The sequence below is a fragment of the Halomonas sp. hl-4 genome (genome assembly GCF_900215475.1).
Classification (GTDB): Bacteria; Pseudomonadota; Gammaproteobacteria; order Pseudomonadales; family Halomonadaceae; genus Vreelandella.
This window is the reverse complement of the sequence record NZ_LT907845.1, coordinates 640,350-656,856: the sequence shown is the minus strand read 5'-3', so window position 1 is coordinate 656,856 and position 16,507 is coordinate 640,350. Positions and strand designations below refer to the sequence as shown.

Below are 16,507 nucleotides of genomic sequence, written 5' to 3'. Positions count from 1 at the left end.
CGGACGAGGATGTCATACTCGAAACAGGTAATGCTGCGTATCGGACGACCGACCATCAGGGAGACGGAGACTCGTAGATTCCGAGATAGGATCGGGGATTGTCAAAGGCGGTTTCCCGAATCTCGTAGCGCCGTTTGGCGGCGTAGAAGTCGAAGTCATCCTCACCGCCGAACAGTGATGCCAGATCCTGCTCATGGTCCTCCTTCTCGGCAATGAACTGGGTCGCCGGGTCGGTTTTCTGGTTGTCGGCCAGCACTAGGCGGATCTTCTGCCAGTCCTCGAAGAAATACTCCTCGAGCAGCGGCAAGATACGTTTGCGAAAAATTCGTGCCAGGGCGGCGAACTGTTCCCCTTCGTCGGTCATACCACGAAGCTGGGTCAAGTAGGCGTGGCCGATGGTATGGTCTCGATCGTAAAGGGCCTCGATCCGGTCGTTGATGCGTTCCAACATACGCCGCACATCAATCAAAACGCCGGAGGAGGTAACGGTTAAACCAGCCAGCGGAGCGCTGTCGGGTTCATCTGGGGCCTTCTCGGCACGGGTGTCCGGCATCAGGGGTTCGAACTCGAAGCGACGACGCAGCGCAGTATCCAGCAGGGCCAATGAGCGATCCGCCGTGTTCATCGTGCCGATAATGTCCACGTTGGCCGGTACCAGGAAAGGTTCTCCGGAATACGCCAGCCTGACCGGTGTTGGCGATGAACTCGCGCCCATGGGATCGCGCTTGTCCTGTTCGATCAGCGTGATCAACTCGCCAAAAATCTTGCTGATGTTGCCCCGGTTGATCTCGTCGATCACCAGCGCGAACCGCTTGTCCGGTGATTGCCGGGCCTCCAGGCACATCTCCTTGAGCACACCAGCCCGAAGTTCGTAGGCGATGCCGCCAACCTCGGTTTCGTCATCCAAAGCCAGTACGGGACGGAGCCCCTCGATGAACTCCTCGTAACCGTAGGACTGGTGGAAGGTCACGAAGCGATAGCGCTTGCGCTCGGGGCGGCCGGTTTCGCCTTTGTTGATCGAGTCCACCCACTCTGCCAGGTCCGAGCAGACTTCCTGCCATTCGCCGGCAAACCCCCAGACCGAATTCTCTCCCTTGTCGAAGATGGCCGGGGCGAGTCTCAACGTGATGTTCACGGTTTCAGAATCCGTGATGGTGTGACGCTGCAGCATGCCCCACAACGTCTGCTTGATTCCCGTCGTCCGTCCTTTGGCCTGGGCGATTGCCTCGATGAACGGGTGCTCAGCCAGTTGGGGCACCTTGGCCTCTCCGCCCATGTCATACAGCGCGGCGGCGGCCGCCTCCCACCACCGTGCCGTCGCCATGCGCTGGGCGATGGCTTGTCGCTTCCGTTCCTCGGCGTTGATGTGCTGAGGTTCATCGGTGTATTCGGTGCGGAGTAGGTCGAGCACGGCCTTGGTCTTTCCCGTGCCCGGCGGCCCGTAGTAGATGCGGTTGATGCAGGCGGCCATGGGCTTGTTCACCGTTGGCGACTCTGGCTCTGAGATTGGTTCGGCCACACCCTTTCCATCCAAACTTTTCGTTTCCAGCAGCTCGCCGGCCAATGTTGCCAGTTCGCCCAAATCGGTGTCGAAGTAGGGATTCAGCAGGGTGTTCTCGAACAGTGGAAGATCGTTTTCGCCGACTCTCCAGAAAGTGGAGTTGCCTTGCGGCGACCAACCCTTAGAATTATCCTTGTAGCGGTCCTTTCGTGTTGCGGTCTTTAGCACGCGGTATTCTCGTTGTACCCAGCCATCGCCTTTAGAGGAAGGCTTGGCTTTGGAGACAAACAGGCCCACCAGTTGTGGGCTGTTGCCATGGCCTAAGAAGAAAAGGGTTCCGACAGGGGCATTTATGAAGTTCTCGCCTTGCTTTTTTGCCGTGTTGCCGTAAATCACGGCTAAGCGATTATGCATATATCGTTGCCGCTCGTCGTCGGAGAAGTCCGTTCCCCCATGGGAGAGCTTCCAGATTGCCAGATTCTTCTGACTCCATGCCTCCCAGACCTGCTTACCGAATTCCAGGACCCCCAAACCGGGCGGTTTCTGGGCAAGGGTTGCCTGTTGCAGGCTGCCCATGGGGTCCTTCGCGGTACTGCCAACATACATGGCCAACGGCGCCCGCTTGAAGACACCCACGATCACCGGCGCCTGCCGATCCTGGTAGTGAAACGCGATCTTCCACTTGAAGGCTTCGCCCAGATACTCGAAGGCCTCGATGCTCGCCACGTTGCCTCGGGCAGCAAGTTCCGCCACCTGTGCCACGTAGCTGCGAACCTTCTCGAAGGCCTCTTCGGCTGACTCACCGAGCGAGGAATACCACCCATGGGTCTCGGAGTAGCTGAGCTTGGCACCCGATGATTTTTCATCGTTGGCCTTTCTCGAGTACACGCCGAACTTGAATGCCGAACCACCCCAGATGCTACCCAGTTCTTCGAGGCCGGCCTCGATCCAGTAGGTAAAGGTGTCCGTCGACCCCGCCTGGGTGTATTCGTCCAGCGTCATGGTCGCCAGGCGCTCGCGGGGCCAGGCGGCCAGAAATTCGTCCCATTTGGCGTATTGCTTCTGAAAGTCGGTCATGCCTCGATTTCCTTGGCGTTGGTGATAACGGCGTCTGAATCACCCCGGTTCTGCCGGCAGATTGGACTCAGTGAACAGCCTGCTCGACGACCGTTTCGGCAAGATGGGTGCGGATTTTGCGGGCTTCGCGGAGGCTGGTTCTGAGCTGTTCGCAGAAGGCCATGAGTTTTTCGACTTTTTTGACAATGCGACGCTGCTACTCAAGTGGCGACATAGATATTAGGATCTCTTTAAGTTTGGCCGCCTTGATCCCTGTGGCCATCATGCCTGTGGCGTTCTTAACAAGCTGTTTCTGGAACGGCATAGCCAGTATTTGTATTAACATGAGCTCCGTCACATCTATTAAGCCACTTCAATCATCATTCTAAGCATACCCAATTATACCTTGACTCTGAGCGCCCATCTTGCCTCCGGCCGGAGGGGACAGGTTTTACATTCCCTCTCTGCTGCAACTTTCTGGAGAGCTTCGACAGCATCTCGGCGGCTAAGGTCACGAACATACATTTTTCCGAGTGGCTTCTCAAGATAAAGCCTCCAGCGGCGTCTGTGTTGGGTTACGGTTTTATCTTTTGGTAAATGTCCGCCTTTGCCAGCCGACTGAGCGTACCATTCAATCCAATTTTCAAAAGCTTGGAATAGTATCTCGCTTGAAGGCAATGAGTTAACCGAAGCACCGAATAGCCTGCGGCATGTGTCCTGATGAAGGAGAGGAGCGATGCGTCTGACACTTGCTGCCACTGTTGTGGGTCATACTGTTTTTTGTGTTTCTGGCGGGCTGTGAAAAGACGCCAACTGGGCGTTCCCCAGCTGGTCTTGGTGCCTGAAAGCTTAATGGCACATGGGCGAGGATGCCTTCGACCAGTTGCTTCGTCGCCAAACGGAGTCACATGACACGAATGTTAATCGCCAAGTAAAGTGTGTAGCTCGGGAGGTAGTGGCTGCCGCCAAAGCAATCTACTCGCACCTCGAATTACTGAAGTCCTAGGAGGTCGTGGTCTTCGAGAATCCTTCACCCAATGCCTTTGCCCTGCCGGGTGGACGCATCGGCGTGCATACCGGATTGCTGCGGGTGGCCGAAACCCCGGCCCAGCTCGCAACCGTGATCGGTCACGAGGTGGCGCATGTGCTGGCTGACCATGGCAATGAGCGGCTTACCCAGCAGTTGGGCATTAAAGCCGGATTGCTGCTGGTAGGTTAATTAGGAGAGGGGGATCTTGGTCAGCAACAGTCGATGCAGGCCCTGGGCCTTGGCTCCCAACTCGGTATCCGCCTGCCGTTCAGCCGCGCCCATGGAGAGGAGGCCGATCTAATGGGGTTGGAAATCATGGCGCGGGCGGGGTTTGACCCGCAACAGAGCGTGGCGCTATGGTGCAACATGGCCGCCGCCGGTGGTGATCAGCCCCCTGAATTCCTCTCAACTCACCCTGCCCATGGATCACGTATCGAGGCATTGCAGCAGGGCATGGAAGCGGTCGTAGCAGCCTATCGCGATGCTTCACCGACTAACTGTTCCTGATAGCGGCAGGCTGGGGTCGTCCATCACCTGAAATCCAATACATGCTGGATCCCAGACTATCAAATGAGCAGTTTCCCTCGAAAATTTGGTTTAAAACGCGATCTGGTGAAAAGTGCGGGTATGTATATGCGTAGGTGCTGAAAGACCGCTTTTGACCGATAGCTGACATAAAAAGAAAGAAAACATCCAACTTGGATCCGCCCCGGCGGGCGGATCCATTTCGATCTACCATACCGCTACAAATACCCCATCTCTGCAAACGACGTGCATCCTTCACTTCCTACCACCACGTGATCAATCACCCGAATGTCCATCAGCCCCAGGGCTTCCTTGAGTTGCTGGGTGATTTGCCTATCCGAATCGCTGGGTTCCGGGTCACCACTGGGGTGGTTATGCACCAGAATGACGGCAGCCGCGTTGTAGGCTAGCGCCGCTTTCAACACTTCACGCGGATAGACGCTGGCGGTGTCGATGGTACCCCGAAACATTTCCTCGAAGCGTATGACACGGTGCAGGGTGTCGAGAAACAGAACGCTGAATACCTCGTGCTCGTAGTCCTGAAGCAGCAGCCGCAAGTGCTCAAACGCTTGTGACGGCTGAGTGATCTTGCAGCCTTTGGCAAGCTTGCGTCGTGCAAAGCCTTTGGCGAGGTTGATGATGTCAGCTTCGGTAACCGGTTCTACGACATGGTAAGTGCCAGCTACTTCACCGGCTTTGAGCTTGCTGTTCGTCATGGTTGTCTCCAAAAAAAGAAAACGCCGGGTGGTGGCCCCGGCGTCTATGTCGTTATGTGATAGAAGGTTCGTCGATGATGAGGTTGGCTCATGCCACCATCACTTGGCTGATGCGTCGCTCCATCTCTTCATGGAACGCCTCAACCCGCTCGGCAATGGTGCTAATCATGATGTCGTCGCGGTAGGCGCGCTTGATGAACAGCGGCATACCGGGCCAGTAGCTGACAAAGTCGATCCATTCCCGCTCGCTGACCCATAAGCCGCCCTGGCACTGGGCAACGTGCTCTGCCGGAATCTCCCCGCTCAGCAGTACCTCGATCTGGAACTTGGGCAGTTTGGTCTTGATTTCCAGCAGCCCGTTAGCGCCGACCAGGCTGTCGGGCGAGTAGCCCACGTCATGGTTGAGGATGATGCCCACTTCCTGGGGTTTCGGCTCACCGGATGTATTGACGTAGAGCGAGCGGGCCACGCCTTCCAACTCATGACCGCGGCGAGTATGCGCATTGCCCTGGAACGGCTCGGCCAATTCGCCGGTCATCCGCTCACCCATCAACTGGTGCATGTAGGTAATGGCCCCGGCACCGAATCCACCAGGGCCTTTGCCGTTGACCAGCAAGGTATTGAGCTCCGACATGGTGACGCGCCCCAAACGCGCCGCCAGCCACTCGGGGGAGCCTTGCGCCATGTTGAGGATCTGCATGGTCGCCTCCTTTACTTGGATAGATAGGACTAAAAGGCCAGTTACTTAACGGCCCGCTTGGAAAGGGACGCCCGCAGCTTGTCGAAGTCGCTATAGGGCACCTGCACGGCAGACCCGTACTTGCCGCTGAACCATTCCTGGGTCGTCGCCGGGCACTGACTGATCAGCCTCTGTATTTGCCCCGCCTGGAAAGCGGTGACTGTCTTGGTACCCGTTTTAGTACTGGCATTGCCGTTATCGTCCTGGCCGCGGGTGGTGATATTGAGCAGCGCGCACAGCACGTAACGCTTGCCGTAGCTGGTGGAGGAGCCAAACGCCTGTACCGCGTTCTTGTTACCGCTGATATCGGCGGGTAGCAGCATGCTGGTTTCTTCACGGTGGCCATCCTTGTGCATCAGGACACCGGTGATCTGGATACCATGCTCCTGCGTCTGAATACGGAAGCTCACCGCAAAGCCATGTTTCTGCATTATCGGGCGCACGGTATCGACGATATCCTCCAGGGTGGCGTAGAAGCCGTTGTTGGTTTGCCCTCGCTCCTCGATGCTTGGCAGTTCGGTCTGCATCGCTGCCATGGCCGCGCTATAGGCCATCATGGCCTGGCGATCCATCACCCGCTCCTGCATCTGCAGCAAACGCTCCATCTTGTCGATGTCGACGTCCGGGTTCAGCGCGGCACGCTCGATCACCTGAATGATCGCAGTGCTGTCGGCGGTGGGATGTGCCTCCAAGGAGGCCGGTGTGTTTGTCGAGGCAGCGTCTGGCTGAATAGCTGATGACGATGTTTCGGGGTGATTGGAATTGATGACATGGGTGCGTTGTGCCATGAGGCACCTCCGGTTATCTCGAATCGATACAGGGATAATCCAACGCCCAAACGTTGCTGGGCTGGTTGGAAGCGGTAAGGCGGGTAGGGTTAGTCGCCCAGGTGATCGGCCAATGTCTCGGCATCCAGGGGCTCCAGGTGGACTTCCGCCCGGTAGAACTTCCCCTGGGCGCAGACGACGGTCTCGGCGTGATGTTTTTGGTTGGCCAGCAGGGCTTCGGTCAGTTGTGTCAGCCCGGTTTCGACGGTGTGGGAAACGAATGTCATGGCAGTTCCTCGTATAGGGTAAGCCCCACAGCAAAACGCCCGGCCTTGATGGGGCCGGGCGTTTATGCCGTGGAGGTGGTTAGTGTCACTGGATAGGGAATAGCGTGATAATGGGATATCCGGGAAATCGATGAAGCGACGTTAAGGGGCTGATTAAGCCACCAGCGCAAGTGCGGCATCGAGCGCTTCCTGCTTTAGCTGCGCGCCCTGTCCGAACCAAGCCGAGTCCATGCGGGTATCGTTGCTACGCGCCCGTTTCTCGTGATCGACATACTCGGTGACCGCATTGAGCAGGCCCCAGGCCGTGTCCTTGGCGGTGACCAGGTGCGAGCCCCGACCTTCGCCGCTATAAAGCTTCTGCACTTTATTCAGTGCCCGGTAGTTCGGCAGCTTGGAAGGATCATCCAGAGGCTTTTCGGCCCCGCAAATCACCGACTGCAGGTACTGCTGGGCTTCACGGCGGTTGATCTTGCGTTCCGACAGGGCCTTCATGCGGTACATGAAATCGTTCCACTGGGACACGGAAATCCCCAGCTGTCGCTTGACGGCCCGCGGGTCGAACTCCGACCGGTGGGGGACCTTCACCGCCTGCGAAGTGCCATCAATGGCGATCTGCAGCGTGTTGTTACACACCACCCGTACCGTGGTGGGCGTGGCCATCGTCGCTAGGGTGCCATCGCATGATGTCGCCAGCAGCAGGTAGTCGTTCACCTCATCCTGGCCTTGAAGCGACGTGCTCAGCCCGCTGCGTGCCAGGGCCCAGAACTTGCGACCACCCTTGAGAACCCCCGCAGTTTCCAGCTCATACCCGGCGTACTCCGTCAGGTCGCGGTAGAACTCCAGAATCTCTTCCGGCTGGACCACCTTGTAGCGCTGCGATACCACCGACAGCGGTGCCTTGTTGTCCGAGCGGTAGAGCACCTTCTGCTCGGGGAAGGAATGAATGCTGCCCAGGTGGCTAGCCCCTTCGGCAATAAAGCGCACCGGCGCTTCTTCGATGTGCCAGTTCATACCGGCCTGTTGTTGCCAGACCTCTAGCGGTTGATGACGGGTCAGTTGTTGCCCCAGACCATGCCAGGGGGTAGCGCCGACGTAAGCCATTTGTTCAACGAGATGTGCCATGGTCATTCTCCAGACGTAAAAAAAGCGCTGACAGAGCTGCCAGCGCATGGGTAGGTGTTGAATAAGCTGTATCGCTATAAAGCGGTGTATCAGCGTGCGGATGCCAGGGGCGGAAAGGGGTGACGAAAGATATGCCCGCACGATAGGCAGAGCCACGGGGTGCCTTCACCGGGCGGCAGCCATTGCGAGAAGAACAGGGCGGCGACCCGCGCCCCCGACTGTCCACCGGCAATCGCACCCATCATCGCGACGGGCAGCTTGGCGAGCGGAAAGCGCGCAGTGGCTATCGACAAGGGCCCCGTGACCGCGACTGATCGCCAGGCACCGATCGCCCCGCCAATCAGGCAACTCCCCGTGGTGCCGATCCGTTGAGCGGTATCAAGGTTGAGCATGCGCGTTTCAGCACAGTTAAAGCAGGGTGGTGGCATAAGTGGCACTCCTATGGTCAGGGAAGCGATCCCTGTGGTGGGTTCATGGGAGTGATATAGATCTCAAAATAAGTGGCGTTGACCTTGTTGGTGTTGCGTCAACCGGCGTCTTTCTTGATACTGGCTATATATACAGTTATAGAGAGACGCCTTACCATGTCATTGCCCGTTTCCCTGCTGGGCCGAGCAGACGTTGCAGCCCCGTTATGCCCGTTACCGCTTTATTCGAGTGCCGTGCGTGCAGGCTTTCCGTCCCCCGCCGATGATCACCTGGATACCGACCTAGACCTTCACCAGTATGTGGTCAAACGCCCGGCATCGACCTACTTCGTGCGCTCTGAGGGGGACTCCATGATAGGGGATGGCATCCATCACGGTGACTTGTTGGTCGTGGACCGCAGCCTGGATGCGTTGCCAGGCCGGATTGTGGTGATCTGCGTTGATGGCGAGCTGACCGTGAAACGACTGGAACGGGTTGGCCAACGCACCTACCTCAAAGCAAGCAATCCCGCTTACCCACCCATTCCCATTGACGGGCGGGAGTACCACGTCTGGGGTGTCGTCACTCATGTGCTGCACAGCCTGCCCGGGGCAACCCTGCAATGATGGCCTTGGTCGATTGCAACAATTTCTATGTGTCCTGCGAGCGGGTCTTCAACCCGGCACTGGAAGGTCGGCCGGTGGGCGTGCTCTCAAATAACGATGGGTGCGTGGTGGCTCGTTCCAACGAACTGAAAGCCCTTGGCGTCGAGATGGGCGCGGCAATGCACCTGCTGTCGCCCCAGATCCGCCGTCAAGCCATCCTACTGTCGAGTAATTACGCTTTGTACGGCGACATGTCCCGGCGCGTCACGGAGGTGCTGGGCGAGTTTTCACCCCATGTCGAGGTGTACTCGATTGACGAGAGCTTCGTAGGGTTCCAGGGCTTTGACTCCGACAAGCTGGAGGATTACGGGCAAAAATTGCGAGAGACGGTTAAACAGTGGACGGGCATTCCGGTCTCGGTGGGCTTTGCACCCTCCCGCGTCCTGGCCAAGGTCGCCAACCATGCCGCCAAGAAACACCCCGCCTACAGGGAGCAGGGCGTATGCAAGCTGATGGCTGACAGCATCGAGACCCAGGCGCTGTTGAAACAGTTGCCCGTCATGGAGCTGTGGGGTGTGGCCCGCCGCACTGGCGAGCGCCTGCGGGTCATGGGCATCGAGACAGCGTGGGATCTACGCGAAGCCGATCCGAAGCACATACGGCGGCATTTTAGCGTGGTCCAGGAACGCATCGTGTGGGAGCTGAGGGGTCAACCGGTGATACAGCTGGACAACATGAGCGAACCCAAACAACAGATCATGGTATCGCGTTCGTTCGGACGACTGACCAATAATCCGCATGATCTTCGCGAAGCGCTTAGGCAGCATGCCGCCAGGGCCGGGGAGAAGCTTCGCAAGCAAGGCAGCGTGACCAGTGCCGTGATGGTCTTCATCCGCACCAATCCCTTCCGCAACGACTTGCCGCAGTACACCAACCGCGTCGTCATCTCATTGGAACGACCCACCGACGATAATCGGGAGATCACGGCCGCTGCGGTACAGGGCTTGCGGCAACTTTGGCGTAAGGGCTACGCCTACCAAAAAGCCGGCCTGATGCTGCTCGACCTTTCCCCCAAGGCCAATCGCCAGCTCACTCTCGCCGAGACCCCGCAAACCGAAGCAGACGCCAAGCGAAGCGAGCGTCTGATGGCCACGGTTGATAAGCTCAATCGGGAGCTGGGGCGAGGCACCATCCAGATGGGCCTGCCCCGCAAAGGGAACGCTTGGGCGCTACGCAGTGAGCGGCGTACGCCACGTTACACGACACAGTGGAATGAGCTGCTGGCTGTTAAGTAAGACGGCTACATTCAATTCAAAACTTGTAGGCCGCTTTCTAAGGACAAAATACTCCCATAGAGAGATTTTGGAAATTATAGAATACGTATTCACTAAATAATACTAAAGTATATTTTCAATATTATCATGGGTTTATATTTTATGTTTGCCAAATATTTAATAGGCTTTATTGCATACGTATTCATTATTTACTACAACTTTACTTGGGCTTGAGCAGCGTGACAGAGTCTCGACTGTTAGCCCATATCGAATTAAGTAACTGACTACAAACACAAAACAGACAGCTTTATTGCTGGACTACGACCAGGAGTGCTGCATGACACATTTCCTCAAAAAGACCTTACCTCTTACATCTCTGGCCGCTGCCGTCGCTTTAGCCACTTCTAGCTCATCTTTTGCGCAGGAAGAGCGTGTCATTGAAGTGAGTCTACCGCTTGGTCCCGAATCACAGCAGGGCGTCGGGGTGCTTAAATTTGGTGAAGAACTTGAACGCCTATCTGATGGCCGCCTAACTATTGATCCTCAGTATGACAATGCTCTAGGTGCTGAGCGTGAGGTCATCGAAGGCATGGGTTTAGGTATGATTGATGCTGGCATTGCATCGACTGGCCCGATGGGTGGTTTTGTGGACGAGTTCCTGCTCTTCGATCTTCCATACATTTTTGAAAATCATGAGCATGCCTATGCTTTCCTGGACAGTGAGCATGGTGAGGAGCTTGCTCAGTTGGCCGAAGAAGAGATGAACGTTAAGTTTCTTGCTTGGATGGAAAATGGTTTCCGTCATAACACTAACTCGGTACGCCCACTTGAGAAACCAAGCGATTTAGATGGTATTGATCACCGCACGCAGGAAAGTCGCGTTCAAGTTGATACTTGGGAAGCTTTAGGTGCCGACGCCACTCCAATGGCCTGGACTGAGGTGTACACGGCACTGCAACAAGGCGTTATGGAAAGCCAGGAAAATCCTCTGGCCACAATCTATGACGTCAACTTCTACGAAGTGCAGGATTACCTGAACCTGACTCAGCATGTTTACTCACCAGCACCTCTAATGATGGGCCTGGATCTCTTCAATTCGTTCAGTGAAGAAGATCAGGCCATCATCATGGAGGCGGCTCAGGCTGCTCTCCCCGTTCAGCGTGAAGCAAGTCAGGAACTGGAGGAGCGCTTCCAAGGAGAGCTTGAGGAACTGGGAATGACGGTGACCGAGCCCGACCTTGATCCCTTCCGCGAGGCGGTTCGTCCGGTGATCGATGAATGGAGCTCTACTGTCGGTGAAGATCTCGTCGACGATGCCATCAACTTCGACTACTGAAATCGCTATACCCGCAGGGGTTAAGCCTCTGCGGGGCTACGCTTGAATGTGAGGCAGCTATGAAGAAATATCTATTGCTAGCCAACAGGGTCATCGATCATTTCAACAAGCTGATTGGTTGGGGGCTAGCCACGCTTCTGCTGGTGATGACCGTGCTCATCTTCTGGCAGGTATTTGCTCGATTCGTTATAGGCAGCCCACTGCATTTCTCTGATGAAATCGCTCGTTTCTGCATGTTATGGCTGACGTTTCTTGGTGCCGGGTATGCCTATCGAAATGGGTTGCTAATTTCCGTAGATATCCTGCTTGAATATTCCGGCAATAAGTTGGCTAGCCTGCTGAGAATTGCCGTCGTTCTGTGTTCATTCCTCTTTGCCTTCATCATGGTGAAATACGGGTTTGAATTGACTGATCGTGTTTCAACCCAAACCGCACCCAGCACTCGGATTTCTATGATGTGGCCATATCTCGCAGTTCCAGTAGGTGGCATCGTAATTATGATTAATAGCGTGGGCTTGCTGATAGACGAAGTGCTCGGCACACCGCCAAGTCCCAAGCAGGAGGTGATTTGACTATGGCTATTCTCCTGTTCTTGTTATTGATATCACTGTTCATCATCGGTGTACCAATCGCCTTCTCTCTTGGGTTAGCCTCTGCGGTTACAGTCTGGCAGGGCGACATAATGCCATTGGTAGTCGTAGCCCAGCAGATCGTAGCATCTGTGAACTCATTTCCATTGATGGCGATCCCGTTTTTCATTCTGGCGGGTTATTTGATGCAGGGGGGTGGGATATCTAAACGCCTGGTAGATTTCTCGGATACGCTAGTCGGTGGCATGACGGGTGGGTTAGCGATGGTAGCCATCGTTACTTCATTGTTCTTTGCAGCCATCTCGGGATCAGGCGCCGCCACTACAGCAGCCATCGGCTCCATTCTTATCCCAGCAATGTTGTCCAAGGGTTATCCAAGTGGTTATGCAGCTGCCAATCAAGCCGCTTCCGGCGCTCTTGGCGTAATCATTCCACCTAGTATTCCGCTAATTCTCTACGGGATTGCGGCAAACGTTTCCGTAGGTGACATGTTCATCGCCGGCATCCTGCCTGGAGTTTTGGTCACACTGACTTTGATAATCTTTGCCTACTTTTTTGCTAAGGCAAATGGCCTTAAAGGTAACGAAAAGAGTTCCCTTAAGGATATTTTTCGCGCTGGGCGAAAGGCCATCCTAGCTATTTTTATGCCAGTCATAATCCTAGGTGGTATTTACGGTGGTATTTTTACACCGACCGAAGCCGCAGTTATTGCAGTGGTTTACTCATTCATGGTCGGCTTCGTGATTTATCGCGAAATTAAGTTGGTTGACCTAGTCGGCATCCTCAAGCAGTCGGCAGTTACCACCGCTGTGGTGCTTAGTATTATTGGCACCGCAGGGCTCTATGGGCGCATTCTTCAACGCCTTAGAGTGCCGGATATGATATCCGAGTTCGCGATTTCTGCCATTGATAGCCCGTTGCTCTTCATTATCCTAGCGAATCTGTTGCTGTTAGTAGCCGGTATGTTCATAGAGGCTGCAGCTGCGATCCTCATTTTCGTGCCAATCCTTTTACCTATTGCTATCGATTTCGGATTCGATCCGATCCACTTCGGCATCATCATGGTAGTCAATTTGGCCATGGGCATGTTCACTCCACCGGTTGGTCTCAACCTCTTTGTAGCGTCTCAGATATCCAATGTTGGTATCTCGCGCCTCACTTGGGCTGTATTGCCCTTTGTCGGCATCGTACTAATAAATCTATTAATCATCAGCTTGCTGCCTTTCCTTTCCACTTGGTTGCCTTCGCTGTAAGTCCCTTTAAGGAGAAAACTCTATGACCGTCTTAGAAAGCCTGACACCGCGCTATGGCCTAAGAGTGCTGATTACAGCAGGCGCCAATGGCATCGGCTTGGCAATAGCCAAGGCCTTCAAGGAAGCAGGTGCACAAGTGCACGTATGTGATATCGACACCCAAGCATTGGCCTCGCTGCCCGAGGGAATATCACACACTGTGGCTGATGTCAGCCTAGAAGAAGACATCAACCGGCTGTTCCAAGATGTCGCCTCTCTGGGTGGGCTTGACGTTGTGGTTAATAATGCCGGCATCGCGGGGCCAACCGGGGGGATCGATGAGATCGACAATGACACCTGGACCCGCACCATCGACATCAATCTCAATGGTCAGTACCGGGTTGCTCACCGGGCGACGCCGTTACTGAAGGAAAGCCAGGGACTGCTTATCAACCTGGCTTCGGTCGCAGGCCGCCTGGGCTTCGCCTACCGTACGCCTTATGCCGCCAGCAAATGGGCTGTGGTCGGCCTGACCAAGAGCTTGGCTAGCGAGCTCGGCCCAGAGGGAGTGAGAGTCAACGCAATTTTACCCGGCATCGTGCGTGGGCCACGTATCGAAAAGGTCATTGAAGACCGAGCGGCCAAGCGCGGGCTCAGCTATGCCGAAATGGAACAGGAAAATCTTTCCAAGATATCCATGCGACGCATGGTCGAGCCTTCCGATATTGCGGCTATGGCTCTGTTCCTGTCAGCTCCGGGGGGCACCAATATTTCGGGTCAGGCGCTGAGTGTCTGTGCCAACGTCGAATCTTTGTGACCGATATAGGAGCCATCCCATGACAGCACGTATAGGAATAATCGGCGCAGGCTTGATTGGTCGCGCTTGGGCCATTGTTTTTGCCCGAAGCGGTATGACTGTATGCCTGTATGACGTTGATGCTAATGCTCTGGACCAAGCCCGAGACGCTATTCGTCAATCTCTTCAGGACTTACAACAGGTGGGCTTGATCGAGGACGTTGAGGCACCTCTATCCCTCATTCAGACAGAAAGTGACCTCGCACACGCCATGATGGGTGTTGAATACGTTCAGGAATGTGGGCCAGAAGACGTTGCTGCCAAACGGCGTATTTATAACGAGCTTGAGTCGGTGGTAGCGCCAGATACCGTGCTGGCTAGTTCCACCTCCGGTATCTCCGCGTCCCGGTTCACGGATCACCTGAAACACCCTGCGCGCTGCTTGGTAGCCCATCCTGTCAATCCACCTTACTTGATTCCTTTAGTTGAAGTAGCCCCATCACCCGCTACTTCGGAAGTATCGGTTAACAGCACCATGCAATTGATGGAAGAAGCGCAGCAGACCCCAATCCTGGTTCGCAAGGAAATTCAAGGCTTCATACTCAATCGTTTGCAAGGCGCATTACTGAACGAATCGTTACGCTTGTTTCGTGATGGCTATGTTTCCGCTGAGGATCTGGACAAGACTGTCAAACACGGTCTTGGACTGCGCTGGTCGTTTATGGGGCCATTCGAAACCATCGACCTTAATGCGCCTAACGGAGTCGTAGATTATGGCGATCGCTATGGCCCACTTTACCGCGATGTCGACCGACAGCGCGGGGATGATGACCCCTGGGATGTCACCACCCTGGCTGCCCTAGGACAGGAACGACGAGAGCAGCTACCTTCCGAAGGCCTAGCAAAGCGGCAAGCTTGGCGCGACCGCCGCCTAATGGCATTGATGGCGCATCAGCGTCATATCGAGACCCAATAATTTTTGATCTTGCAAGGAGAGACTTTCAATGGCTAACAAGCGCAAAGTCATCATTACCTGCGCCGTAACCGGTGCCATCCATACGCCGTCCATGTCTCCACACCTGCCGGTGACACCTGAGGAAATTGCCGAGGCCGGCATTGCTGCTGCTGAGGAGGGCGCTTCCATACTTCACCTTCATGCCCGCGATCCTAATAATGGTAAGCCCACACAAGATCCAGCGATCTACGAGCGCTTTCTACCGCGTATCAAGAAAGCCACCGATGCGGTCATCAATCTTACCACTGGTGGCAGCCCGCATATGACCGTGGAAGAACGCATGAGGCCAGCCATGGAGTTCAAACCCGAGCTTGCCTCTATGAACATGGGGTCGATCAACTTTGGGCTGTTCCCCATGCTCAACCGCTATGAAAATCTCGAGTACGAATGGGAGCGTGCCCATCTAGAGAATAGTCGTGACCTGGTCTTCAAGAACACTTTTGCTGATATCGAAAAGGCCATGACGCTTGGTGCAAAGAACGGCACCCGATTTGAGTGCGAATGCTACGATATTGGCCATCTCTACAATCTACGCAATCTGATGGACCGTGGCATTATTAGCGGAAAAGTGTTTGTGCAAAGTGTGTTTGGCATCCTGGGCGGTATCGGCCCCCACCCTGAGGATGTTATGCATATGCGCCGAACCGCCAACCGCCTATTCGGAGACGACTACGAATGGTCGGTTCTGGGTGCCGGAGGTAACCAGATGCGTATTGCCGCTCAAGCGACGGCCATTGGGAGCCATGTACGCGTCGGTCTTGAAGATTCGCTATGGCTTTCCCCCGGAAAGCTAGCTGAAAGCAACGCAGATCAAGTAGCCAAAGTTCGCGAAATACTCGAGGGTCTTTCCTTTGAAGTAGCAACGCCCGAAGAAGCACGAGAAATGCTTCAGCTTAAAGGAGCCGACCAAGTCGGCTTCTAAGGAGGTTATCAAATGCCAGTGTATCGACTTGAAGGCAACACTCCCGACATAGCGTCGGGCGCCTTGGTGATGGAAGAAGCTACGCTGATTGGGCGTGTTCATCTTGCCAATAAAGTATCTGTCTGGCCTGGCGCTGTGCTACGCGGAGATAATGAACCTATCAGCGTTGGAGATGGGAGTAATTTGCAGGATGGCTGTGTGGTACACACCGATCCCGGACATCCAGTCAACATCGGTTGTCAGGTAACTGTTGGCCACCTAGCCATGCTACATGGTTGTAAAGTTGGCGACGGCGTACTAGTGGGCATGAACGCCACGCTACTTAACGGTGCTGAGATTGGTGATCATTGCATCATCGGTGCAGGGGCTCTAGTCACCTCAGGCAAACGATTTCCTCCGCGCTCGTTAATTGTGGGTGTACCCGCTAAGGTGGTCAGAGAGCTTACCGATGAAGAAGTGCAAGGCGCATTAGATAACAGCACGGTTTACGTGAAAAAGATCGATCAGTATCGGTCACTTGAAAAGCTGTGCGAGTGAGGGCGGTAAGCCACCGCCTTTGGTTCTGGTGAATCGGGCTGTCTAACAC

At 55.1% G+C, this 16,507-nt stretch carries 16 protein-coding genes and 1 pseudogene; 10 read left to right on the top strand and 7 right to left on the bottom strand.

From position 1 onward, the window contains the following. Nucleotides 1–55: 55 nt before the first annotated feature. Nucleotides 56–2,578 (bottom strand): McrB family protein, encoded by a 2,523-nt coding sequence (locus CPH17_RS03285; RefSeq protein ID WP_074396334.1) that lies wholly within the window; start codon nt 2,576–2,578, stop codon nt 56–58. Nucleotides 2,579–3,306: 728 nt separating this feature from the next. Between CPH17_RS03285 and CPH17_RS03280 the strand changes: the two are divergent. Beyond that, nucleotides 3,307–4,094 (top strand): annotated as a pseudogene (locus CPH17_RS03280) (M48 family metallopeptidase). Nucleotides 4,095–4,330: 236 nt separating this feature from the next. Here CPH17_RS03280 and radC read toward each other — a convergent pair. The 6 genes from radC to CPH17_RS03255 all read right to left on the bottom strand — a co-directional run bounded on the left by radC (nt 4,331) and on the right by CPH17_RS03255 (nt 8,171). Next, nucleotides 4,331–4,828 (bottom strand): RadC family protein, encoded by a 498-nt coding sequence (radC, locus tag CPH17_RS03275; RefSeq protein ID WP_074396335.1) that lies wholly within the window; start codon nt 4,826–4,828, stop codon nt 4,331–4,333. Nucleotides 4,829–4,916: 88 nt separating this feature from the next. Further along, nucleotides 4,917–5,528 (bottom strand): lambda exonuclease family protein, encoded by a 612-nt coding sequence (locus CPH17_RS03270; protein ID WP_074396336.1) that lies wholly within the window; start codon nt 5,526–5,528, stop codon nt 4,917–4,919. 41 nt (nt 5,529–5,569) lie between these two features. Continuing rightward, nucleotides 5,570–6,355: an ERF family protein gene (locus tag CPH17_RS03265; RefSeq protein WP_082934227.1), complete on the bottom strand. Its 786-nt coding sequence runs from the start codon at nt 6,353–6,355 to the stop codon at nt 5,570–5,572. Nucleotides 6,356–6,444: 89 nt separating this feature from the next. Beyond that, entirely contained in the window at nt 6,445–6,621 is a 177-nt protein-coding gene (locus CPH17_RS19860; protein WP_156524104.1) for a hypothetical protein, read from the bottom strand. Between the two features lie 153 nt (nt 6,622–6,774). Then, nucleotides 6,775–7,743, bottom strand: coding sequence for a DUF932 domain-containing protein (locus CPH17_RS03260; protein WP_096298252.1), 969 nt, complete (start codon nt 7,741–7,743; stop codon nt 6,775–6,777). 89 nt (nt 7,744–7,832) lie between these two features. Next, the gene (locus CPH17_RS03255) at nt 7,833–8,171 is read right to left on the bottom strand and encodes a hypothetical protein (protein ID WP_074396338.1); all 339 of its coding nucleotides are present in this window, start codon (nt 8,169–8,171) and stop codon (nt 7,833–7,835) included. Between the two features lie 156 nt (nt 8,172–8,327). Between CPH17_RS03255 and CPH17_RS03250 the strand changes: the two genes are divergently transcribed. The 9 genes from CPH17_RS03250 to CPH17_RS03210 all read left to right on the top strand — a co-directional run bounded on the left by CPH17_RS03250 (nt 8,328) and on the right by CPH17_RS03210 (nt 16,458). Further along, entirely contained in the window at nt 8,328–8,777 is a 450-nt protein-coding gene (locus CPH17_RS03250) for a LexA family protein (protein ID WP_074396339.1), read from the top strand. Next, nucleotides 8,777–10,051 carry a Y-family DNA polymerase gene (locus tag CPH17_RS03245; protein WP_331710479.1) on the top strand — a complete coding sequence of 425 codons (1,275 nt, stop codon included), beginning with the start codon at nt 8,777–8,779 and terminating at the stop codon, nt 10,049–10,051. Before CPH17_RS03250 ends, CPH17_RS03245 begins: the two co-directional genes overlap by 1 nt. A gap of 316 nt (nt 10,052–10,367) precedes the next feature. After that, on the top strand, nt 10,368–11,366 hold the full coding sequence (locus CPH17_RS03240; RefSeq protein WP_074396341.1) for a DctP family TRAP transporter solute-binding subunit: 999 nt from the start codon (nt 10,368–10,370) through the stop codon (nt 11,364–11,366). 59 nt (nt 11,367–11,425) lie between these two features. Continuing rightward, on the top strand, nt 11,426–11,938 hold the full coding sequence (locus tag CPH17_RS03235) for a TRAP transporter small permease (RefSeq protein ID WP_074396342.1): 513 nt from the start codon (nt 11,426–11,428) through the stop codon (nt 11,936–11,938). 2 nt (nt 11,939–11,940) lie between these two features. Then, on the top strand, nt 11,941–13,209 hold the full coding sequence (locus CPH17_RS03230) for a TRAP transporter large permease (protein ID WP_074396343.1): 1,269 nt from the start codon (nt 11,941–11,943) through the stop codon (nt 13,207–13,209). A 22-nt stretch (nt 13,210–13,231) separates the two neighbouring features. Beyond that, complete coding sequence (locus tag CPH17_RS03225) at nt 13,232–14,005, top strand: SDR family oxidoreductase (protein WP_074396344.1); 774 nt, start codon at nt 13,232–13,234, stop codon at nt 14,003–14,005. Between the two features lie 19 nt (nt 14,006–14,024). Further along, nucleotides 14,025–14,960 (top strand): 3-hydroxyacyl-CoA dehydrogenase, encoded by a 936-nt coding sequence (locus CPH17_RS03220; RefSeq protein ID WP_074396345.1) that lies wholly within the window; start codon nt 14,025–14,027, stop codon nt 14,958–14,960. A gap of 28 nt (nt 14,961–14,988) precedes the next feature. After that, the gene (locus CPH17_RS03215; protein ID WP_074396346.1) at nt 14,989–15,921 is read left to right on the top strand and encodes a 3-keto-5-aminohexanoate cleavage protein; all 933 of its coding nucleotides are present in this window, start codon (nt 14,989–14,991) and stop codon (nt 15,919–15,921) included. A 12-nt stretch (nt 15,922–15,933) separates the two neighbouring features. Further along, nucleotides 15,934–16,458: a gamma carbonic anhydrase family protein gene (locus CPH17_RS03210; RefSeq protein ID WP_074396347.1), complete on the top strand. Its 525-nt coding sequence runs from the start codon at nt 15,934–15,936 to the stop codon at nt 16,456–16,458. Nucleotides 16,459–16,507: the final 49 nt, after the last annotated feature.